Raw genomic sequence first — 19,822 nt, 5'->3', positions numbered from 1 at the left:
GATGCTACGCAGCGCCGTCATCGCCGTCACTGTTGCGCTGCTCGCCGGTACAGCCAGCGCGCAGCCGTATGACGAGCTGACGCCGACAGGACCCTTGCGCGTCGCCATCGCCGTCTCGCCCGCGGCGTCCGCGCTCTACGCCGTGCAGGACCCGAACGGGCAATACAAAGGCGTCACCGTCGATCTGGGCCAAGCGTTGGCGGCGCAGATCGGCCGCCCGCTGCGCTTCGTGGCCTATCCGGCCACCGCCGAGATCGTGAGCGCCGGCGCCGCCAACGCCTGGGATGTCACTTTCATGCCGTATGAGGCGCAGCGTGCGCGCGTCATCGATTTCGGCGCCGCCTATCACCTGCAGCAGAGCACCTTTCTGATGACGACGCAGAGCGGCATCACGCGGCTGGCCGATGTCGACCGCCCCGGCATCCGCATTGCCGGCGTCGAGGGCGCGGCGACGGCGCGCGCGGCCGCGCTGCATCTCCAGCAGGCGACATTCAGTCCGCAGCGCGGCGTGGCCGAGGCTGTTGCGTTGCTGAAAGACGGCAGGGCCGAGGGCATCGCGCTGGGCCGGGAGTCGCTGCTCGGCCTGCAGGCGCAACTGCAAAAGGACGGGCTTGGCACGCGCGTGCTGGAAGAAAGCTTCCTCGAAACGCCGACGGCAGCGGCCGTGCCGAAAGGCCGCGCGAAAGCGCTGGCCTATGTCAGCGCCTTCATCGAAGCGCAGAAAGCCAATGGCGACGTGCGCCGCGCGCTGGATGCCATGGGATTGCAGGGTTCAACCGTCGCGCCCGCAGGGATGACCGCAGGACTGAACCCATGACGGGTCTTGCCAGACGGTCTGCGCCCGCTATCTATCCAGCATGACCCGCTATCACCATCCCCCGCTGCTCTCGCCGCGCAGCCTGCTCGCGCTGCTGCTGTCGTTTGCCACCTGCTTTGCGATCTCGGGCCTTGGCGGCGCGATCACCGCCGGGCCGGTGAAGAGCTGGTATCCGGGTCTTGCCAAATCGGCGCTCAATCCGCCCGACATCGCCTTCCCCATCGTCTGGACCCTGCTGTTCATCATGATGGCGATCAGCGCCTGGCGCGTGTGGCGCGCGGCAGGGTGGGACAGGGCACGCGGCGCGCTGGCGCTGTTCGGCCTGCAGCTGCTGCTGAACCTCGCCTGGTCGGGGCTGTTCTTCGGGCTGCAGCGGCCCGACCTCGCGCTGGCCGAGATCGTCCTGCTGTGGCTGGCGATCGCCGCCACCATCCGCGCCTTCGACCGGCTCGACCGCCCGGCCGCCCTGCTGCTGCTGCCCTATCTCGGCTGGGTCAGCTTCGCCATGTATCTCAACCTCGCGGTCTGGCAGCTCAATCCGACTTGACCGGACTGCCCCGATTCCGAGCAATCCGTATCCGTCCTGCTCCCGGGAGAAGCAGGGTCACCGGCTATTGCCGGTCTGTTCGCGAGTCCGGCATGGCATGAATCCTGCTGATCCATCTCGGCATATCAGAGGAGGATCACGGCCATGACCAGTAAGCGTCCCCCTGTTTCATCGGCGACCGCGACGGTGCGCGCCGTCCGCAGTTTCACCCGCCGCACACTTTTGAAATCCACCGTTGCAGCCGGCGGGATCGCCGCGATGGGGCCCTGGATCGTGCAGGACGCCCTGTCATCCTCGGGCAGCCTCAACCTGCTGCATTGGGATGACGAACTGCCCGATCCGGTGATCCCCGATTTCGAGAAGAAGACCGGCATCAAGATCAACAAGACGCCGTTCTCGCAGAACGAGGAACAGATCAACAAGCTGCAGGCCACCGCCGGCATGGGCTTTGACCTCTGCCAGCCGACGCGCGACCGCTCGCCGCAGTTCAAGGACCTCGGCCTGCTGCAGCCCTTCGACACCAACAAGATGAAGCTGGACGGCCTGCTGCCGGCGATGCTGGACGGCTCGACCAGCGTGTGGACCTGGGACGGCAAGCTCTATCACGTGCCGCATTGCTGGGGCAGCGAGGCGATCAGCTGGCGCACCGACCTGGCCAAGCTCGATTACAAGACGCTCTCCTACGGCACGCTGTGGGAGGATGAATACAAGGGCAAGGTGCAGGGCCGGCCGCATTCGCTGCTGCTCAGCATCGGCCTGTGGTGGGACCGCACCGGCAAGCTGCCGAGCAACCGCATGATGGACGCCTTCAAGGACGAGGCGAGCATGAAGAAGATCTACGACCAGATCCTGGTCTTCGCCATCAGCAAGAAACCGTGGATCAAGCAGTTCTGGGATTCGGCCGACAACACCAAGTCGGGCTTCATGGAAAACGGTGTCGTCATCGGCCAGACCTGGGATGGCCCGGCGCTGTCGCTGAAAAAGCAGGGCAAGCCGGTGTCCTACATGGCGCCGCAAGAAGGCGCGATCGCCTGGCTCGACGGCTGGGCCATGCCGACCGGCGCCAAGAACATCGCCCAGGCCTATGAGTGGATCAATTACCTGCATGCGCCCGAGGTCTCGGCCAAGGTGGCCGACGGCTCGGGCTACAATCCGGTGGCCAAGGGCGCCGACGCCCTGCTCTCGGATGTGGCGAAGAAGAACTTCACCGAGGCCTTCCCCGACGACGCCACCACCAAGCTGTGGCATCGCCCGCCGGAGCCATCCTGGTTCGCCGAGCTGCGCACGCAGTATGCCGAGAAGTTCAAGGCCGCCTGACGCCGGTCGCTGGCGCCGGCCGCAAGCCGGCGCCATTTTCCCCTCATTCTCCAGTCTCGCATGACCGCAGCCATAACCCTGGACCATGTCAGCGTCCGTTTCGGCGACTTCACCGCCGTCGACGACGCGACGCTGGAGATCGCGCCCGGCGAATTCTTCTCCTTTCTCGGCCCCTCGGGCTGCGGCAAGACCACATTGCTGCGCACCATCTCGGGCTTCATCGAGCCGACCCAGGGCCGCGTGCTGCTGGGCGGCCGCGACATGCAGGGCATCGGCCCGAACAAGCGCCCCACCGCGCTGATCTTCCAGAACCTGGCGCTGTTCCCGATGATGAGCGTCGCCGACAACATCGCCTACGGCCTGCGGGTGCGGAACCTGCCGCGCCGCGCCCGCATGAAAAAGGTGGAGGCGCTGCTCGACCTGATCGCGCTGCCGGATCAGGGCGGCAAGCGCGTCGACGAACTGTCCGGCGGCCAGAAGCAGCGCGTGGCGATTGCCCGCGCGCTGGCGGTCGAGCCGCAGGTGCTGCTGCTCGACGAGCCGCTGTCGGCACTTGACCTGAAGCTGCGCCAGCATATGCGCAACGAGCTGCGCGCCATCCAGCGTCGCGTCGGCATCACCTTCATCTACATCACCCATGACCAAGGCGAGGCGCTGACCATGTCAGACCGCATCGCCGTGATGGATCGCGGCGTGATCCAGCAGGTGGGCGACGGGCGCAGCGTCTACGAAACCCCGCGCACGGCCTTTGTGGCCAGCTTCGTCGGCGAGAACAACGCCTTCATCGGCAAGGTCGTGTCCAGCGAGAACGGCATCGCCATGCTGGACACGCCGGCGGGGCGGCTTGGCGGCCGCAACATGCGCGGGCTGGTCAACGGCTCAGATGCCGTGCTGTTCGTGCGGCCGGAAATCCTGCGCCCCGATGCCGCAGCGCAGCTCCAGCCGCTGGCCGGCACCGTCACCGAAGTGGCCTACGAGGGCAATCTCACCCATGTCGCCATCGCCACCGCCGCCGGCGGCAGCCGCGTGGCGATGACGCTGGGCCGCGCCGATGCCGCCACGCTGCCGGCGATTGGCGCAGCCGTCACCATCGGCTATGCGCCGGCAGAGGCCCAGGTGCTGCCGCGCGAGGGTTTCGGGCAGGGATAGCCGCCATGCACAGCTCGGTCGGCCATAGCCTGATCCTGGCGCTGCCGCTGGTGGTGATGGCCGCCTTCGTCTTCATGGCCATGCTGGAGCGGCGGCGGCTGGGCGCGCTGGCGCCGCCATCCTTCTGGCGCCGCAATGGCATTGCCGTCTCGCTGTATCTGACGCTGGCCGTCGGGCTGTGGACGGTGATCATGATCGTGCTGCCGCAGCTCTACATGATCGACCTGTCGCTGCGACCCAAGCTGCCGCCGCCGCAGATCGGCGGGCCGAAGGACGTCTACACGCTGGAGAACTACCACTACTTCCTCTACGGCTCGACCACCTCCTCGGCCAGCTGGAACACCACCCATATCAAGGCCTTCTTCCTCACCATCGGCGCCAGCGTCGCGGTGACGGTGCTGAATTTCGCGCTGTGCTACCCGCTCGCCTTCTACATGGCGCAGGTGAGCGCGAAGGCGCGCGTTCGGCTATTCATGCTGTTGCTGATCACGCCCTACTGGGTCAACGAAGTGCTGCGCGCCTTCGCCTTCCGTGTGCTGCTGGGCAGCCAGGGCGCCATCAACACAGCGCTGCTCAAGCTCGGCCTGATCGACCAGCCGGTGGACTTCCTCGGCCTCGATGTCGGACTCTATGCCGGCCTCGCTTATGCCTATCTGCTGATGATGATGTTCTCGCTCTACAACGCGATCGAGAGCCTGGACAGGAACCAGATCGAGGCCGCCCGCGATCTGGGCGCGCCCTGGTGGTACATCCACTGGTCGGTGGTGCTGCCGCATGCCAAGCCGGGCATCGCGTCGGGCGCCACGCTGGTCTTCATGCTGAATGCCGGGGCGCTGGCGGCGCCGCTGGTGCTGGGCGGACCGCGCACGCTGTGGTTCACGCCGATCGTCTACGACCGCTTCTATCAGGCCTTCAACTGGCAGCAGGGTGCCGCCTATGCCTTCATCCTGCTGCTCGCCTGCATCGCCTTCGTGCTGCTGGTGCTGCGCGTGTTCAAGGTAGGCCTGGGCGAGATCGCACGATGACCAGCAGCCGCATCATCCGTTTTTCCACCTGGCTCTATATCGGGCTGTTCTTTCTCTACCTGTTCGGTCCGCTGGCGGTGATGGGTGTCACCGCCTTCAACAGCTCGTCCTATCCGCAGATCTATCCTTTCGAGGGCTTCACGCTGAAATGGTTCTCCGGCCTGCTCAGCGATGCCGATATCATGTACGGCCTGCGCAACTCGCTGTGGATCGGCCTGCTGGTGGTTCTGGTCTCGGTGCCGGTCGGCCTGGCCGGTGCCATCATGATGACCCAGGTCTATGCCCGGGCGCGCTCGTTCTACTACCTGATCGTGGTGTCCCCGGTGCTGACGCCCGGCGTGATCATCGGCATCTCCACCGTGATCTTCTGGCGCGAGATGACCGGCGCCACCGGCACGCGCTTCCTCTATGACGGCACGCTGATGACGGTGGTGGCGCAGGCGAGCTTCATCTCGGCTTATACGATGCTGATCTTCCTGGCCCGGCTGCAGCGCTTTGACCGCGCGCAGGAGGAAGCGGCGCTTGATCTGGGCGCCAGCCATCCGCAGGTGTTTGCGCATATCCTGCTGCCCTTCCTGCGGCCGGCGATCCTGTCCGCGTCGGCGCTGGCCTTCCTGTCCTCCTTCGAGAACTACAACACCACCACCTTTTCCATCCTGGCCGACAAGACGCTGACCACCGTGCTGGCCGGCCGCGTGCGCCAGGGCACCACCCCGGCAATCAGCGCCCTGGCGGTGGTGATCATCGGGGTAACCCTGGTCTGCGCCATCGCCTATGAGCTGGTGAAGCGCCGGGAGGAGGCCGCCAAGGCCCGGCGCCTGCGGCTGGCCCAGCAGGCCGACGAGCGCGGATTGGCCTGAAAAGGCCCGCCAGGGCCGCTTCGGCCCCGCCGGACGCCCCTGCAGCGCCCCGGCGGCATTGACGGGGCTTCCCCACCTTCTTAAGTCTGGTGTCATGATCCAGGAGATGAGCCAGCGCAGCCGCGACATCCTGCGGCTTGTGGTCGAGACCTACATGACGACCGGCGAGCCGGTCGGCTCGCGTTTCCTGTCGAAAAAACTGGAACACCGGCTGTCGCCGGCCAGCATCCGCAACACCATGGCCGATCTGGAAGAGGCCGGCCTGCTCTATGCCCCGCATACATCGGCAGGCCGCCTGCCGACCGAAAGCGGCCTGCGGCTGTTCGTCGATGGCCTGCTGCAGATGGGCGACCTGACCCAGGATGAGCGCAGCTCGATCGAGGGCCGCTGCATGTCCTCGGGCCGCGGCTTCCAGGATGTGCTGACCGAGGCGACCACGGTGCTGTCGGGCCTGTCGGGCCATGCCGGCATGGTGGTGGCGCCAAAGGTGGACGTGCCGCTGCGCCATGTCGAATTCGTGCCGCTGGGCCCGGGCAAGGCGCTGGTGGTGATGGTGTCGGAATCCGGCCAGGTCGAGAACCGCATGCTGGACATCCCGACCGGCTTCACCGCCGAAGCGCTGGCCGAGGCCGGGCAGTTCATGTCGCAGCGCCTGAAAGGCCGTACCGTGGCGGTCGGCCGCGCCGAGATCCTGCGCGAGCTGGAGCAGCGCCGCGCCGAGCTGAACCAGCTGTCGGCGCGCGTGGTGGAGGCCGGCATGGCGGTCTGGGGCGGCGAACCTGATCGCGGCACGCTGATCGTGCGCGGCAGCGCCAACCTGCTGGATGACGTGGCGGCGATCGCCGACCTGGAACGCATCCGCAATCTGATGGAAGAGCTTGAGAACACGGAAGAGATGCTGCGGCTGATCGAGCTGACCCAGGGCGGCGAAGGCGTGCGCATCTTCATCGGTTCGGAAAACACCCTCTTCCGCCGCGCCGGCTGTTCGCTGATCGTGGCGCCGCTGCAGAACCAGCAACAGCGCATCGTCGGCGCCATCGGCGTGATCGGGCCGACCCGCATGAATTATGCCCGCGTCGTTCCCATGGTGGATTTCACCGCCCAGGTGGTCGGCCGCCTGCTGGGGTAACCGTAACGCGTATTTTTGATGGCGGATGTTCCGCTCCCCCCTTTTAAACCGGCCCGGCTCTCCGTATATGCAGGGGCCTGTAAAGAGACCCGAAGATCATGACCCAGAACGACAACGACCGCATCGAACCCACCTTCTCCGCTGCCCAGCAGACCGAGCCCCAGCCGCAGGCCGCACCCGCCGATGATGCCCTGGCCCAGAGCCTCTCCCGGGCGCAGGCCGAGGCGGCCGAGCTGAAGGACCGCCTGCTGCGTCAGGCCGCCGAAGCCGAGAACCTGCGCAAGCGCCTCGACCGCGAGAAGGAAGACGCGGTCAAGTTCGCGTCCGGCAAGTTCGCCAAGGACGTGCTGAGCGTGGCGGACAACCTGCGTCGCGCCCTGGAGAACGTGCCCAAGGAAGACGCGGCCAGCGAGCCGGTGCAGAATCTGGTGGCCGGCATCGAGGCGACCGAGCGCGAGCTGCTGTCGGTGTTCGAACGTCACGGCATCGTGCGCGTCGACCCCAAGGGCCAGCGTTTCGATCCCAACCTGCATCAGGCGATGTTCGAGATCGAGGATCCGACCGTCGCCACCGGCACCGTGCTGCAGGTGATCGCGGCCGGCTATGTGCAGCAGGGCCGCCTGCTGCGCGCCGCCATGGTGGGCGTGTCCAAGGGTGGGCCGCAGCCCGATGCCCAGGCCGGCCAGACCATCAATACCCAAGTCTGAATACAGTGATCTGAATCGATGGGTCAGCCACACGCTGAAGTGTACGGGAATTGCAACTCCCGTCACACACCCGGATGAATCAACGCAAACATCCGCCTTTGTCAAAAAAGCGCAATCTGTCTGACCGATAGTCCCCTCGAACGACGGGGGATCACCGGTGGACATGATGACAGCCGAGGCGCTCGAGACGATCGGGACGGTGGCAGTACCGCTGCCGCCGGTGCCCGCCACCATGCGCTGCGAGGATGTCGACCGCCGGTTCCAGGCCGATCCCGATCTCGGCGCGCTGGCAGTGGTGGACGGCGCGCGACCCGTGGGCCTGATCAACCGCTATGACCTGATCACGCAGCTCTCCCGCGACTATGGCCGCGCGCTCTATGCCAAGAAGCCGGTCGGCCATCTGATGGACCGCACACCGCTCATCGTCGATGCCAGCATCAGCGTCGACAAGCTGGAAAGCCTGATCGCCGACGAGCACCAGAGCGCGCTCTTGCGTGGCTTCATCGTCACCCGCGGCGACCGCTATTATGGCGTCGGCACGGCGCTCTCGCTGCTGCAGCTGGGCATGGCGCGCAGCGAACGGCGCAACCGCGCGCTCGACCGCGCCCGCCAGCAAGCCGAGGAAGCCTCTTTAAGCAAGACGCGCTTCCTGGCCAACATGAGCCACGAACTGCGCACCCCGCTGAACGCCATCATCGGGTTTGCCGAGATCATCCAGAAGGAAATCTTCGGGCCGCTGGGCAACGACCGCTATGTCGAATACGTCAACGACATCCAGGCCAGCGGCCAGCATCTGCTGGGCCTGATCAACAACATCCTCGACATGTCGAAGATCGAGAGCGGCAGTTGGCGCATCCAGCCCGAGATGACCGACCCGGCCGAGATCATGGAAGCCTGCATCCGCACCTTCCGCGAACGCGCCGAAGGACGTGGCGTCTTCATCACCATGATGGTGGATGCGCGACTGTTCGAAGGCTTCGTCGACCGCCAGGCCCTGCGGCAGATCCTGCTCAACCTGGTCTCCAATGCCGTGAAGTTCACACCGCCCGGTGGCCGCATCGAGGTGGGCGCCACGCCCGATGACGAGGGCGGCTTCACCACCTGGGTCACAGATACCGGCATCGGCATCGCGCCCGAGCATATCCCGATCGTGCTGGCACCCTTCGGCCAGGTGGAGAACGATCTGACGCGCCAGTATGAAGGCACCGGCCTGGGCGTGCCGCTGGTGAAGTCGCTGGTGGAGATGCATGGCGGCCGTTTCGAGATCCACTCGGTGCCGGGCGAAGGCACCACCATGCGCGCGTGGTTCCCGCCGCCGCCCGGAAAGAACCTGGGCGGCAATCAGTCGGTCATCGCGGCGCTGACGGGCGCGTCACCCGCCGCAGCGTCAGGTTGATACGGCCGCCGCCGGGAATCAGCCGGCTGGTGCCCTCCATCACGCGGTCGATGCCGTGATAGGCCAGCCGCGCCTTGCCGCTCAGCACCAGCACGTCGCCGGATGCCAGCTTGAAGGAGCGCGTCGGATCCTTGCGCGCCGTGCCGCCGATGCGGAACAGCGCGTCGTCGCCCAGCGAAACCGACACCACCGGCGCGGTCATATCGATCTCGTCGCGATCCTGGTGCAGACCCATCTTGGCCTTTGAATCATAGCGGTTGATCAGGCAGCATTCGGGCAGATGGTCGTAATCGGCCACAGACCACCAGACCGACAGCAGGGACTCCGGGATCGGCGGCCAGGCCAGGCCGGTTTCGGGATGTTCGGCGACATAGCGATAGCCGCCGTCGCGGTCGGAATACCAGCCCAGCGACCCGGCATTGCTCATCGCCACGCTCATGCGCTTGCCGGTTTTCGGCATCGTGGCGTGATAGGGCGGCGCGGCTTCCAGCAGGGTCAGCACCGTCTGCGCCAGCGCACGCTGACGTTCCCGGTCGAGCAGACCAGGGAAAATACGGAACCCATCAAGAGACTCGCGCGACGGCATGACACCAATGTGGCGCGCTGCCGCCGGCTGTCCAGCCTCGACTCCGGCGCCTTCAAGCGATGGTGAGGTCGCCCGACTGGATGCGCTTGACGCCGGCCGCCTTCATCGAGGCCCAGGATTTCGCCAGCGAGCCCTGCGCGTCGATGCCACGGCAGGCATCCTCGATCACGAAGGTCTCAAAGGCCTGCTTGCGCGCATCCATCGCCGTCCAGGCAACGCAGAAATCGGTGGCCAGGCCGACGACGAAGACGCGCTTGATGTTGCGCTGCTTGAGGTAGCCGCCCAGACCGGTCGAGGTCTTGCCATCGGCCTCCATGAAGGCCGAGTAGCTGTCGACATTCTTGTGGTAGCCCTTGCGGATCACCAGCTGGGCATGCGGGATGCTGAGGTCCTTGACCAGAGACGCGCCATCGGTGCCCTGAACGCAATGGTCGGGCCACAGCACCTGATTGCCATAGGGCAGCTTCACGGCTTCAAACGGCTTCTTGCCGCTATGCTGGGAAGCAAAGGACACATGATCGGGTGTATGCCAGTCCTGCGTCAGCACCACATTCTCGAAGCCCTTGGCGATCCTGTTGATCAGCGGGACGATGACATCACCCTCCTTCACGGCCAGGCTGCCGCCGGGCACGAAGCAGTTCTGCACATCGACCACGATCAGCACGCTGCCGGCGCCGGGCTTGATCTTGCCCGCCGCGAAAACCCCGTTCGACAGGCCGAGCGACACAGCGCCCGCCCCCAGACCCATCATCATGTGACGCCGGTTGATCATGAAATATCCCCGCTGTTGCTGAATAACCGGGACCAAGCAAACGCCCTTTGTTTCCGGGCGTCCAATGCTTTTTTACGGCTTTCGATCCGGGCCTACTATTCAGGCAGCGTGGCGGCCGGTTTGCGGGCAGCCTGCCAGGAATGCGCGCTGTAGATCAGCAGCGCGCCCCAGATGCAGCCAAAGGCCACGGCATGGATGGCGGTGAAGGCCTCGCCCCATAGCAGCACCGCCAGCAGGAACTGCAGGCTGGGCGACAGATACTGCAGCAGGCTCATGGTCGCGACTCGCAGCCGCCGCCAGCCGGCGGCGAACAGCACCAGCGGCGCGGCGGTGACCGGCCCGGCCAGCAGCAGCAGGACATGGGTCCAGCCATCGGCTTGGCCGAAAACGCCTGTGCCCTGACCGCCCAGCCACAGCAGGTAGCCCAGCGCAAAGGGCAGCAGCACCATGGTCTCGATGGTCAGGCCGATCAGGCTGTCGACGGGGTGGCGCTTGCGCAGCAGGCCGTAGAAGCCCCAGGTGATCGCGATCAGCAGCGAAAGGTAGAAGCCGTCATCGGCGGTGCCGGCCAGCAGCACCAGCACGCCGATGCCGGCCAGGCCGAAGGCGCCCCATTGCACGGGGCTGACGCGCTCCTTGAGCACCAGGCGGCCCAGCAGCACGGCGAACAGCGGGTTGATGTAATAGCCCAGGCTGCAGGCCATGACCTGGTTGCGGTCGATGGCCCAGACAAAGGTCAGCCAGTTGATCACCAGAAAGACCGCCGTGCCGGCCAGCACCAGGCGCAGGCGGGGATTGTTCAGGACGGCCCACCATTCGCGCCGCTTGCCGAAGGCCAGGACCAGCCCGAGGCAGAGCAGGCAGGACCACAGGATGCGATGGGCGTTCAGCTCCAGGGTCGGGATTCCGGCCGCCCCGGTGGCCTTGAAATAGATCGGTGAAATTCCCCATAGAAAATAACCACCTAGACCAAGGGCAATGCCCGACCAGGGCAGGCCGGCGGGGACTGAGGCGGAATGACTGGGGCCGGCCGGGCGAGTCGGGGCCGACGGGGGGACGCTCTCGGACATCGGATTCCTCAAACCACGGACCAGGGATGGGCTGGGGGATGGGGCGATTTGCCCGTATGGCCCGCTTTTCTGGACATTTTTTTGACCCACCCGTTGCGGGACGGGGGGCCTCCTCTTACATACCCCGCGAACGCTTGAACCAAAAGGGGTCCGCCCCGGCGCTTCCTGCCGAAGGCCGTCTCGGATCGCCGCAAAAAGGAGTGAGATTATGGCCAAAGTCATTGGCATCGACCTGGGTACCACGAATTCCTGCATCGCCATCATGGATGGCAAGACCCCGAAGGTGATCGAGAACGCCGAAGGCGCGCGCACCACGCCGTCGATGGTCGCTTTCAGCAAGGATGGCGAACGCCTCGTCGGCCAGCCGGCCAAGCGCCAGGCCGTCACCAATCCGGAAAACACACTGTTCGCCGTGAAGCGCCTGATCGGCCGCGCCTATACCGATGACGCGACCCGCCGCTTCACCGAGATGGTCCCCTACAAGGTGGCCAAGGGCGACAACGGCGACGCCTGGGTCGAAGTCCAGGACAAGAAATACAGCCCGAGCCAGGTTTCGGCTTTCATCCTGCAGAAGATGAAGGAAACCGCCGAGAGCTTCCTGGGCGAACCCGTGACGCAGGCCGTGATCACCGTGCCGGCCTACTTCAACGACGCCCAGCGCCAGGCCACCAAGGATGCCGGGCGTATCGCGGGCCTTGAAGTGCTGCGCATCATCAACGAGCCGACCGCGGCCGCGCTGGCTTACGGCCTCGACAAGACCAGCGACGGCAAGAAGATCGCCGTCTACGATCTTGGCGGCGGCACCTTCGACGTCTCGATCCTCGAGATCGGCGACGGCGTGTTCGAAGTGCGCTCGACCAACGGCGACACCTTCCTCGGCGGCGAAGATTTCGATCTGCGCATCGTCGACTATCTGGCGACCGAATTCAAAAAGGAGCAGGGCATCGACCTGCGCAGCGACCGTCTGGCGCTGCAGCGCCTGAAGGAAGCCGGTGAAAAGGCCAAGATCGAGCTGTCGTCGGCGACGCAGACCGAAATCAACCTGCCCTTCATCACCGCCGATGCCTCGGGTCCGAAGCATCTGGTAATGAAGCTGACCCGCGCCAAGCTGGAAGCCCTGGTCGACGACCTGATCCAGCGCACGATGGAACCGTGCAAGAAGGCGCTGAAGGATGCCGACCTGACGGCCGGCGACATCGACGAGGTGGTTCTGGTCGGCGGCATGACCCGCATGCCCAAGGTCATCGAATTGGTGAAGCAGCTGTTCGGCCGCGAGCCGCACAAGGGCGTCAACCCCGATGAAGTCGTGGCCATCGGCGCCGCCATCCAGGCCGGCGTGTTGCAGGGCGATGTCAAGGACGTGCTGCTGCTCGACGTGACCCCGCTGTCGCTGGGCATCGAGACGCTGGGTGGCGTGTTCACCAAGTTGATCGAACGCAACACCACGATCCCGACCAAGAAGAGCCAGGTCTTCTCGACCGCCGAGGATAATCAGGGCGCGGTGACCATCCGCGTCTTCCAGGGCGAGCGCGAGATGGCGGCCGACAACAAGCTGCTGGGCCAGTTCGACCTGGTCGGCATCCCGTCGGCGCCGCGCGGCGTGCCGCAGATCGAGGTCACCTTCGACATCGACGCGAACGGCATCGTGCATGTCTCGGCCAAGGACAAGGGCACCGGCAAGGAACAGCAGATCCGCATCCAGGCCTCGGGCGGCCTCTCGGAAGACGACATCAAGAAGATGGTTCGCGACGCCGAGGAGAATGCCGCCGAGGACAAGAAGCGGCGCGAGGCTGTGGAGGTGAAGAACCAGGCCGAAGCCCTGATCCATGCCACCGAGAAGACCATCGCCGATCTGGGCGACAAGGCTCCGGCGGCCGAGAAGGCGGAAGCCGAGGCCGGCATCACCGAGCTGAAGGCGGCGATCGAGTCCAACGACAGCGACGCGATCAAGGCCAAGGCGACGAGCCTGAGCCAGATCGCCATGAAGCTGGGCGAAGCGCTCTACAAGACTCAAGGTGAGGCGGCCGGCGCTGAAGGCGCTGCGGCTGGCGGCGACCAGGCAGCCGGCGGCGGAGCCTCCGGCGGTGGTGAGAAGAAGAACGACAATGTTGTCGACGCCGACTTCGAAGAAGTGAAAGACGACAAGAAAAAGAAGTAAGCGCCGGGTAACCGGCCAGCCCGGGCGCCGCGAAACCAAGCGGCGCCCGGTTTTGCTTGGGGCAAGTGTTTTTGAATTTGGGGCGTGGCGCCCGGGACTGACGTGATGGCGACCAAACGCGATTATTACGAGATTCTAGGGGTGGCCAAGAACGCCAATGCGGAAGACCTGAAAAAGGCTTTCCGCAAGCTGGCGATGCAGCATCATCCCGACAAGAATCCGGGCGACAAGGATGCCGAACGCAAGTTCAAGGAACTGAGCGAAGCCTATGAAGTCCTGAAGGACGATCAGAAGCGCGCCGCCTATGACCAGTATGGCCATGCGGCCTTCGAGGGCGGCATGGGCGGCGGCCGCGGCGGGCCGGGCGGCTTTGACTTCACCTCCTTCTCCGACATCTTCGACGACCTGTTCGGCGAGTTCATGGGCGGCGGCGGTGCGCGCGGCGGGCGTGGCAGCGCCAATCGCGGCTCCGACCTGCGCTACAATCTCGAGATCAGCCTTGAAGACTGCTACAGCGGCAAGGCGGCGACGATCCGCGTGCCGACCTCGATTGCCTGCGAGGCCTGCGACGGCTCGGGCGCCGAGGCCGGTGCCCAGCCGATCGCCTGTCCGACCTGCAAGGGCCACGGCAAAGTGCGGGCGCAGCAGGGCTTCTTCACCATCGAACGCGCCTGCCCGACCTGCGGCGGCGCCGGCCGCGTGATCGAGAAGCCGTGCAAGGTCTGCGGCGGCGCCGGTCGCGTGCACAAGGAAAAGACCTTGAGCGTCGACATCCCGCCAGGCGTCGATGAAGGCAACCGCATCCGGCTTTCCGGCGAGGGCGAGGCCGGCATCCGCGGCGGCGCGGCGGGCGACCTTTATGTCTTCCTGAGCGTGAAGCCGCACCGGCTGTTCCGCCGCGAAGGCCAGCATCTGCATTGCCGCGTGCCGGTTTCTATGACCACGGCGGCGCTGGGCGGCAGCGTGGAAGTGCCGACGCTGGACGGCGGCAAGGCGCGCATCACCATCCCCGAGGGCAGCCAGACCGGCAAGCAGTTCCGCCTGCGCGGCAAGGGCATGCCCTCCCTGCAGCAGTCGGGCTTCGGCGCCGGCAATGGCGATCTCTACATCCAGGTGATGGTCGAGACGCCGGTCAAGCTCTCCAAGCGCCAGCGCGAGCTGCTGGAGGAATTCGCCCAGCTCGACGGCGAGGAAAGCAGCCCGGAAAGCACCGGCTTCTTCGACAAGGTCAAGGAGATGCTCGGCGGCAAGGCCGAGTAGTCCGCGCACACTCTTCTCTCTCCCCCGCCCGCCCTGCTAGACTGCCGGACTGTTTCGTCCGTCCAGGGGTAAAGTCATGTCCGCAGTTCGCATCGGCATCGTCGGCATCGCCGGCCGCATGGGCCAGGCGCTGGTGCGCGAGATCGCCAACACGCCCGGCGCCGCCGTCGGCGGCGGCACCGAACGTCCCGGCTCGGAATTCCTCGGCAAGGATCCCGGCCTGCTGGCCGGCGTGGCTGCGACCGGCGTGGCCATCATCGACGACCCGGCCGTGATGTTCGGCAATGTCGATGCCGTGCTGGATTTCACCGTGCCCGCCCTGCTGCCGCAGCATGCAGCGCTCGCGGCCCAGGGCCGCACCGCCTACATCGTCGGCACGACCGGCCTGGAGGCAGACCATTTCGCAGCGCTGGAAAAGGCCTCGCATCACTGCGCCGTGGTGCAGGGTTACAACATGAGCCTGGGCGTCAACCTGCTGGCCGGGTTGACTCGGCAGGTGGCCGCCTCCCTTGGCGAAGACTGGGATATCGAGATCGTCGAGATGCATCACCGCATGAAGGTGGATGCGCCGAGCGGCACTGCCATTCTGCTGGGCGAGATGGCGGCGCTGGGCCGCGGCAAGCCGCTGGACAAGATTTCGGATCGCGGCCGCGACGGCATCACTGGCGCCCGCAAGAAGGGCGATATCGGCTTTGCCGCCCTGCGCGGCGGCAATGTGGCGGGCGAGCACAGCGTGATCTTCGCCGCTGACAACGAGCGCATCGAACTGACCCACAAGGCAACCGACCGCAGCATCTTCGCGCGCGGCGCGGTGCGCGCCGCAGTCTGGACCCATGGCAAGCTGCCGGGACTCTACCGCATGGCCGATGTGCTGGGCCTGAACGGTTGATGTTCCCGTGATGCTTCGGCCTTGACCGTAGTATCACGGGATGAAACCTGACGCGGGCAAATCTACCTTCTGCGCGAAGGAGATTCGCTTATGTTGCACAACACCCCTGACCTTAGCGCACTCATCAGCGGCCAAACCGAAATACTATCGGGCTCGAATGGCGCACCAGACCTGCTTCTGCGGCATCTGCCGCCTGCCGGCGGCCGTGGCGCACCCGTGCTCTATGTGCACGGCGCCACCTTCCCTTCAGCCCTGTCCGTCGGCTTCCGTTTCAGAGGTTATTCGTGGCTCGAAGCGCTTAGTAGTGCTGGTTTTGATGCATGGAGCTTCGATTTCGCCGGTTTCGGCGGTTCAACACGCCTTCCCGGCATGGACGAGGTCGCGACAGGTCATCCGCCACTCGGCCGCGCAACCGTGGCTGCACCGCAGATTGCCCGCGTGGCCCGCGAAATCTCGGCGCGCCATGGCGGCCGCCCGGTCAACATCATTGCACATTCCTGGGGGTCTATTGCCGCCGGACTATTCGCCACCCAATGCCCCGACCTGGTCGAGAAGCTGGTGTTCTTCGGGCCGATCCTGCAGCGGCAGATGCAGAACCTGCCGTCACCGGAAAGCATCGGTGCCTGGCGTCTGCTTACGGTTCAGGCGCAGTACGAGCGCTTTATCGAAGATGTGCCGGCCGGCGAAACGCCGGTACTGGAATCCGAAGACTTCGATGCTTGGGCTGCTGCCTATCTCGCCAGCGATAAGGAAGCCGGAACACGGCAGCCACCGGCGGTGAAGATACCAAACGGGCCAGCCGCCGATATCCTCGCCGCGTGGCAGGGTAACCTTGCCTATGATCCGGGCCTGATCCACTCACCACTACTAATCGTGCGCGGCAGTTGGGACAGCCTGACCACGGCCATTGATACGGCCTGGCTGCTTCGCCACTTAACCAGTGCGCCACGTAAGCTGGATCGTGAAATCCCACGTGCCACGCACCTTATGCATCTCGAAAAGGCGCGTCACCAGCTGTATCGTCTAACGGCGGACTTCCTGGCGGACATGATCGGAGCCGAACTATGATTGCCGTCATCTTCGAAGTCTGGCCTGCTGCTGGCGCAGGCCGCGCGGCCTATCTGGAAATCGCGGCCGGGCTGAAGCCTGAACTGGAAAAAATGGACGGCTTCATCAGCGTCGAGCGATTCACCTCGCTCGTCGACCAGGACAAAATTCTGTCGCTGTCCTTCTGGCGTGATGACGCTGCCGTGAAGGGCTGGCGCAATCAGGTGGAGCACCGGACCGCGCAAGCTAAAGGTCGAGGCGGGATATTCAGCAATTATCGGTTGCGCGTTGCGACAGTCATGCGTGACTACGGCCTTGACGAGCGCCGCGAACAAGCGCCGCATGAATTTCCGCGCTGACTCAAACCGTTTCCAGATCGCGGATGCCGGCGTCGGGTGGCTGCCGCCAGCGCCACAGCGCCTCGCGTAGCGCCTCGGCCAGCACGCGGCGCTCGTCGGGGCTAAGGAAAGCGCCCAATGTGAGCGCCCGGCCATGACTCCAGATGCGCAGGCGCGCGGAGTCATCCTCCTCCTCGCACTCCACCCGTAGCCAGTAGGGCTGCAACCGCCAGACCTTCTCTCGGCCATACAGATCGACGCGGCGCACCACCAGTGCTTCGCGTTCCAGCCGGATGTATTCGCGCGCCCGGGCCTGACGGTAACTGTATTTGAAGGCGAGCCAGAGCAGCGCGACATCGGCGCCGCAGAAGAAGAACACCGGCCAGGCGCCGAGCAGCCAGAAGGCCATGCCGGCGGCGAAGTTCACCAACACGACGACAATCATCAGGATAATGAAGCCGCGCGGCCCCAGCGAGCGATGCGGCTTCAGCATGATCTCGAAGACCGGCGGCTGAACAGGCGTCGTTTCCATGACAAGCAGGCTAATCCGGCCGGACCAATCCGCCAAGCGGAAGCGAACCACCCGGGGGCCCATCAAATCGCCGTGACCCCCACGACAGCCTCGATTATACTCATATAATCAAAGCCTTCAGGACACCCGTTCGATGACCAGTCTCGCCCCCACCATTACCCTGAGCGACGTGCGCGCCGCTGCCGACCGTATCCGTGGCGCGGTCGCCGAGACCCCCTGCCTGCATTCGCGCACCCTGTCGGACCTGACCGGTGCGCAGGTCTGGCTGAAATTCGAGAACCACCAGTTCACGGCGAGCTTCAAGGAGCGCGGCGCGCTGAACAAGCTGCTGCAGCTGAGCGAGTCAGAGCGCAAGCGCGGCGTCATCGCCATGTCGGCAGGCAACCATGCGCAGGGCGTCGCCTATCACGCCGGGCGGCTGGGCATTCCCGCCACCATCGTGATGCCGAAGATCACGCCGTTTGTGAAGATCCGCCATGTGCGCGCCTTTGGCGCCCAGGTGGTGCTGGAAGGCGAGACGCTGGCTGAATCCGCCACCATCGCGCACAAGCTGGCGGCCGAACAGAATCTGGTCTTCGTGCATCCCTATGACGACCCGGCCATTATCGCCGGCCAGGGCACAGCGGTGCTGGAGATGCTGAGCCAGGCGCCCAGCATTCAGGACCTGCTGGTGCCGGTCGGCGGCGGCGGGCTGATCGCCGGCATCGCCACCGCCGCCAAGTCGCTGAAACCCGACCTGCGCATCTTCGGCGTCGAGGGCGAACTTTACACCGCGATGTATCAGCAGATGCACAATCTGCCGGTCAATGTGGGCGGCATCTCGATTGCCGAAGGCATCAGCGTGCGTGATATCGGCCTGGCGCCGATGGATGTGGCGCGCCGGCTGGTGGATGACGTGCTGATCGCGCGCGAAGCCGATATCGAGCGCGCCATCGTGGCGCTGGTGGAAATCGAGAAGACCGTCGCCGAGGGCGCGGGTGCTGCCGGCCTGGCCGCGCTGATGACCCAGCCCGAGCGCTTCAAGGACCGCCATGTCGGCATCGTGATCACCGGCGGCAATATCGACACTCGCCTGCTCGCCAGCGTGCTGATGCGCGGCCTGGTGCGCGACGGCCGGCTGGCTCGCGTGATCGTCACCACCGATGATGCGCCGGGCCGCCTGGCCAAGGCGTCGGGCGTGATCGGGGCGGCCGGCGTCAACATCGTGGAGGTGGCGCATCAGCGCCTGTTCACGCTGGCCTCGGCGAAATCCACCGAGATCGAATTCGTGGTCGAGGCCCGCGACCGGGCCCATCTGAACGATCTGCTGAAAGCCCTGGGCGAGGCCGGCCTGCCGGCCAAGATCGAGGAAGCCGACTAACCCACGGAAACTTCCCCTAGGGCAGGTTTGCGGCCCGGCTGGAAAGCCGGTTATCCTGCGGCAAAGACGCAGGAGGAAATCATGGGCCGCGTAGCCAATAAAGTCGCGCTGATCACTGGCGGAGCCTCGGGGCTCGGCAAAGCCACCGCCATCATGCTGGCCAAGGAAGGCGCGAAAGTCGCCGTCGCCGACCGCAACCTGGACGGTGCGCGCGCCGTCGCCGACGAGATCGGCAAGGCCGCCATCGCCATCAGCCTGGATGTCACCAGCGAGCAGCAATGGATCGCCGCGCTCGACGTGGTGGACGCCGCTTTCGGCAAGCTGAACGTGATGGTGCATTCCGCCGGCGTCGGCGTGATGAAAAGCGTGGAAGACATCAGCGTCGAGGAATGGCACTTCGTCCACAACGTGAACCTGCACGGCCCTTTCCTCGGCATCAAGCACGGCCTGCCGCGCATGAAGGCCCATGCGCCGGGCTCGATCATCATCATCTCGTCGGTCTCAGGCATCATCGCCGGCCACAACATGTCGGCCTACAACACCTCCAAGGCCGGCGCGCGCATGCTTGCCAAAACCACGGCGCTGCATTGCGCCAAGCGCGGCTACAACATCCGCTGCAATTCGGTGCACCCCACCTTCATCGACACGCCGATGGTGCAGGGCATGATCCATGCCGGCGGCGATCCGGCCGAGCGCCGGCGCAAGCTGGAGGCGCAGGTGCCGCTCGGCCGCCTGGGCGAGCCAGACGACGTGGCCAACTGCATCCTGTACCTGTCGTCGGATGAGTCGAAATTCGTCACCGGCACGGAATTCGTGCTGGATGGCGGCATTACCGCCCAGTAACTACTGGTCGCTGTAATACC

20 protein-coding genes are annotated in these 19,822 nt (G+C 65.4%); 16 read left to right on the top strand and 4 right to left on the bottom strand.

What is annotated here, in order from left to right:
• Position 1 precedes the first annotated feature (1 nt).
• The 9 genes from AC1RRT_RS13330 to AC1RRT_RS13290 all read left to right on the top strand — a co-directional run bounded on the left by AC1RRT_RS13330 (position 2) and on the right by AC1RRT_RS13290 (position 8,947).
• Positions 2 to 817: a transporter substrate-binding domain-containing protein gene (locus tag AC1RRT_RS13330; protein ID WP_493014290.1), complete on the top strand. Its 816-nt coding sequence runs from the start codon at positions 2 to 4 to the stop codon at positions 815 to 817.
• A gap of 40 nt (positions 818 to 857) precedes the next feature.
• Positions 858 to 1,364, top strand: coding sequence for a TspO/MBR family protein (locus AC1RRT_RS13325; protein ID WP_493014289.1), 507 nt, complete (start codon positions 858 to 860; stop codon positions 1,362 to 1,364).
• A gap of 144 nt (positions 1,365 to 1,508) precedes the next feature.
• Positions 1,509 to 2,681 carry an extracellular solute-binding protein gene (locus AC1RRT_RS13320; RefSeq protein ID WP_493014288.1) on the top strand — a complete coding sequence of 391 codons (1,173 nt, stop codon included), beginning with the start codon at positions 1,509 to 1,511 and terminating at the stop codon, positions 2,679 to 2,681.
• 60 nt (positions 2,682 to 2,741) lie between these two features.
• Positions 2,742 to 3,830, top strand: coding sequence for an ABC transporter ATP-binding protein (locus AC1RRT_RS13315; RefSeq protein ID WP_493014287.1), 1,089 nt, complete (start codon positions 2,742 to 2,744; stop codon positions 3,828 to 3,830).
• A 5-nt stretch (positions 3,831 to 3,835) separates the two neighbouring features.
• Positions 3,836 to 4,855, top strand: a complete 1,020-nt coding sequence (locus AC1RRT_RS13310; protein ID WP_493014286.1) for an ABC transporter permease — start codon at positions 3,836 to 3,838, stop codon at positions 4,853 to 4,855.
• Positions 4,852 to 5,715, top strand: coding sequence for an ABC transporter permease (locus AC1RRT_RS13305; RefSeq protein WP_493014285.1), 864 nt, complete (start codon positions 4,852 to 4,854; stop codon positions 5,713 to 5,715). The genes AC1RRT_RS13310 and AC1RRT_RS13305 overlap by 4 nt, the downstream gene beginning before the upstream one ends.
• A gap of 106 nt (positions 5,716 to 5,821) precedes the next feature.
• Positions 5,822 to 6,844 (top strand): heat-inducible transcriptional repressor HrcA, encoded by a 1,023-nt coding sequence (hrcA, locus tag AC1RRT_RS13300; protein WP_493014284.1) that lies wholly within the window; start codon positions 5,822 to 5,824, stop codon positions 6,842 to 6,844.
• Positions 6,845 to 6,942: 98 nt separating this feature from the next.
• Complete coding sequence (gene grpE / locus AC1RRT_RS13295) at positions 6,943 to 7,551, top strand: nucleotide exchange factor GrpE (RefSeq protein ID WP_493014283.1); 609 nt, start codon at positions 6,943 to 6,945, stop codon at positions 7,549 to 7,551.
• A 163-nt stretch (positions 7,552 to 7,714) separates the two neighbouring features.
• Complete coding sequence (locus AC1RRT_RS13290; protein ID WP_493015176.1) at positions 7,715 to 8,947, top strand: sensor histidine kinase; 1,233 nt, start codon at positions 7,715 to 7,717, stop codon at positions 8,945 to 8,947.
• Here AC1RRT_RS13290 and AC1RRT_RS13285 read toward each other — a convergent pair.
• The 3 genes from AC1RRT_RS13285 to rarD form a co-directional block, all read right to left on the bottom strand.
• Positions 8,901 to 9,533, bottom strand: a complete 633-nt coding sequence (locus AC1RRT_RS13285; RefSeq protein ID WP_493014282.1) for an alpha-ketoglutarate-dependent dioxygenase AlkB family protein — start codon at positions 9,531 to 9,533, stop codon at positions 8,901 to 8,903. The two genes, AC1RRT_RS13290 and AC1RRT_RS13285, sit on opposite strands and share 47 nt — an antisense overlap.
• Before the next feature lie 52 nt (positions 9,534 to 9,585).
• Positions 9,586 to 10,305, bottom strand: a complete 720-nt coding sequence (pncA, locus tag AC1RRT_RS13280; RefSeq protein ID WP_493014281.1) for a bifunctional nicotinamidase/pyrazinamidase — start codon at positions 10,303 to 10,305, stop codon at positions 9,586 to 9,588.
• Between the two features lie 95 nt (positions 10,306 to 10,400).
• Positions 10,401 to 11,375 (bottom strand): EamA family transporter RarD, encoded by a 975-nt coding sequence (gene rarD, locus AC1RRT_RS13275; RefSeq protein WP_493014280.1) that lies wholly within the window; start codon positions 11,373 to 11,375, stop codon positions 10,401 to 10,403.
• A gap of 208 nt (positions 11,376 to 11,583) precedes the next feature.
• Here rarD and dnaK point away from each other — a divergent pair, with 208 nt between their 5' ends.
• The 5 genes from dnaK (at position 11,584) to AC1RRT_RS13250 (ending at position 17,088) form a co-directional block, all read left to right on the top strand.
• On the top strand, positions 11,584 to 13,533 hold the full coding sequence (gene dnaK / locus AC1RRT_RS13270; protein WP_493014279.1) for a molecular chaperone DnaK: 1,950 nt from the start codon (positions 11,584 to 11,586) through the stop codon (positions 13,531 to 13,533).
• A 105-nt stretch (positions 13,534 to 13,638) separates the two neighbouring features.
• Positions 13,639 to 14,793: a molecular chaperone DnaJ gene (gene dnaJ, locus AC1RRT_RS13265; RefSeq protein ID WP_493014278.1), complete on the top strand. Its 1,155-nt coding sequence runs from the start codon at positions 13,639 to 13,641 to the stop codon at positions 14,791 to 14,793.
• A 76-nt stretch (positions 14,794 to 14,869) separates the two neighbouring features.
• On the top strand, positions 14,870 to 15,682 hold the full coding sequence (dapB, locus tag AC1RRT_RS13260) for a 4-hydroxy-tetrahydrodipicolinate reductase (RefSeq protein WP_493014277.1): 813 nt from the start codon (positions 14,870 to 14,872) through the stop codon (positions 15,680 to 15,682).
• 90 nt (positions 15,683 to 15,772) lie between these two features.
• Positions 15,773 to 16,750: an alpha/beta hydrolase gene (locus tag AC1RRT_RS13255; RefSeq protein WP_493014276.1), complete on the top strand. Its 978-nt coding sequence runs from the start codon at positions 15,773 to 15,775 to the stop codon at positions 16,748 to 16,750.
• Positions 16,747 to 17,088, top strand: coding sequence for an antibiotic biosynthesis monooxygenase family protein (locus AC1RRT_RS13250; RefSeq protein WP_493014275.1), 342 nt, complete (start codon positions 16,747 to 16,749; stop codon positions 17,086 to 17,088). Before AC1RRT_RS13255 ends, AC1RRT_RS13250 begins: the two co-directional genes overlap by 4 nt.
• A 1-nt stretch (position 17,089) precedes the next feature.
• Here AC1RRT_RS13250 and AC1RRT_RS13245 read toward each other — a convergent pair whose 3' ends face one another.
• Positions 17,090 to 17,599 carry a DUF2244 domain-containing protein gene (locus AC1RRT_RS13245; protein ID WP_493014274.1) on the bottom strand — a complete coding sequence of 170 codons (510 nt, stop codon included), beginning with the start codon at positions 17,597 to 17,599 and terminating at the stop codon, positions 17,090 to 17,092.
• Between the two features lie 133 nt (positions 17,600 to 17,732).
• On the opposite strand from AC1RRT_RS13245, the gene AC1RRT_RS13240 reads away from it, so the two are divergent.
• Together AC1RRT_RS13240 and AC1RRT_RS13235 are read left to right on the top strand one after the other, a co-directional pair.
• The gene (locus tag AC1RRT_RS13240) at positions 17,733 to 18,959 is read left to right on the top strand and encodes a threonine ammonia-lyase (protein WP_493014273.1); all 1,227 of its coding nucleotides are present in this window, start codon (positions 17,733 to 17,735) and stop codon (positions 18,957 to 18,959) included.
• Between the two features lie 81 nt (positions 18,960 to 19,040).
• Positions 19,041 to 19,802 carry a glucose 1-dehydrogenase gene (locus AC1RRT_RS13235; RefSeq protein WP_493014272.1) on the top strand — a complete coding sequence of 254 codons (762 nt, stop codon included), beginning with the start codon at positions 19,041 to 19,043 and terminating at the stop codon, positions 19,800 to 19,802.
• Positions 19,803 to 19,822 lie beyond the last annotated feature (20 nt).

Source organism: Ferrovibrio sp. GW821-FHT12B10 (genome assembly GCF_058807515.1).
Note: the sequence above shows the minus strand (reverse complement) of the source record. Positions and strands in the feature narration are given on the sequence as shown.

Bases quoted from the DNA above. Each gene is read 5' to 3' on its own strand.
- AC1RRT_RS13290 (WP_493015176.1), top strand. From the start codon at position 7,715: ATGATGACAGCCGAGGCGCTCGAGACGATCGGGACGGTGGCAGTACCG.
- AC1RRT_RS13310 (WP_493014286.1), top strand. From the start codon at position 3,836: ATGCACAGCTCGGTCGGCCATAGCCTGATCCTGGCGCTGCCGCTGGTG.
- pncA (WP_493014281.1), bottom strand. From the start codon at position 10,305: ATGATCAACCGGCGTCACATGATGATGGGTCTGGGGGCGGGCGCTGTG.
- AC1RRT_RS13320 (WP_493014288.1), top strand. From the start codon at position 1,509: ATGACCAGTAAGCGTCCCCCTGTTTCATCGGCGACCGCGACGGTGCGC.
- rarD (WP_493014280.1), bottom strand. From the start codon at position 11,375: ATGTCCGAGAGCGTCCCCCCGTCGGCCCCGACTCGCCCGGCCGGCCCC.
- AC1RRT_RS13250 (WP_493014275.1), top strand. From the start codon at position 16,747: ATGATTGCCGTCATCTTCGAAGTCTGGCCTGCTGCTGGCGCAGGCCGC.
- AC1RRT_RS13305 (WP_493014285.1), top strand. From the start codon at position 4,852: ATGACCAGCAGCCGCATCATCCGTTTTTCCACCTGGCTCTATATCGGG.
- AC1RRT_RS13330 (WP_493014290.1), top strand. From the start codon at position 2: ATGCTACGCAGCGCCGTCATCGCCGTCACTGTTGCGCTGCTCGCCGGT.
- grpE (WP_493014283.1), top strand. From the start codon at position 6,943: ATGACCCAGAACGACAACGACCGCATCGAACCCACCTTCTCCGCTGCC.
- AC1RRT_RS13325 (WP_493014289.1), top strand. From the start codon at position 858: ATGACCCGCTATCACCATCCCCCGCTGCTCTCGCCGCGCAGCCTGCTC.
- AC1RRT_RS13245 (WP_493014274.1), bottom strand. From the start codon at position 17,599: ATGGAAACGACGCCTGTTCAGCCGCCGGTCTTCGAGATCATGCTGAAG.
- AC1RRT_RS13285 (WP_493014282.1), bottom strand. From the start codon at position 9,533: ATGCCGTCGCGCGAGTCTCTTGATGGGTTCCGTATTTTCCCTGGTCTG.
- dnaJ (WP_493014278.1), top strand. From the start codon at position 13,639: ATGGCGACCAAACGCGATTATTACGAGATTCTAGGGGTGGCCAAGAAC.
- AC1RRT_RS13255 (WP_493014276.1), top strand. From the start codon at position 15,773: ATGTTGCACAACACCCCTGACCTTAGCGCACTCATCAGCGGCCAAACC.
- dapB (WP_493014277.1), top strand. From the start codon at position 14,870: ATGTCCGCAGTTCGCATCGGCATCGTCGGCATCGCCGGCCGCATGGGC.
- hrcA (WP_493014284.1), top strand. From the start codon at position 5,822: ATGAGCCAGCGCAGCCGCGACATCCTGCGGCTTGTGGTCGAGACCTAC.
- AC1RRT_RS13240 (WP_493014273.1), top strand. From the start codon at position 17,733: ATGACCAGTCTCGCCCCCACCATTACCCTGAGCGACGTGCGCGCCGCT.
- AC1RRT_RS13315 (WP_493014287.1), top strand. From the start codon at position 2,742: ATGACCGCAGCCATAACCCTGGACCATGTCAGCGTCCGTTTCGGCGAC.
- dnaK (WP_493014279.1), top strand. From the start codon at position 11,584: ATGGCCAAAGTCATTGGCATCGACCTGGGTACCACGAATTCCTGCATC.
- AC1RRT_RS13235 (WP_493014272.1), top strand. From the start codon at position 19,041: ATGGGCCGCGTAGCCAATAAAGTCGCGCTGATCACTGGCGGAGCCTCG.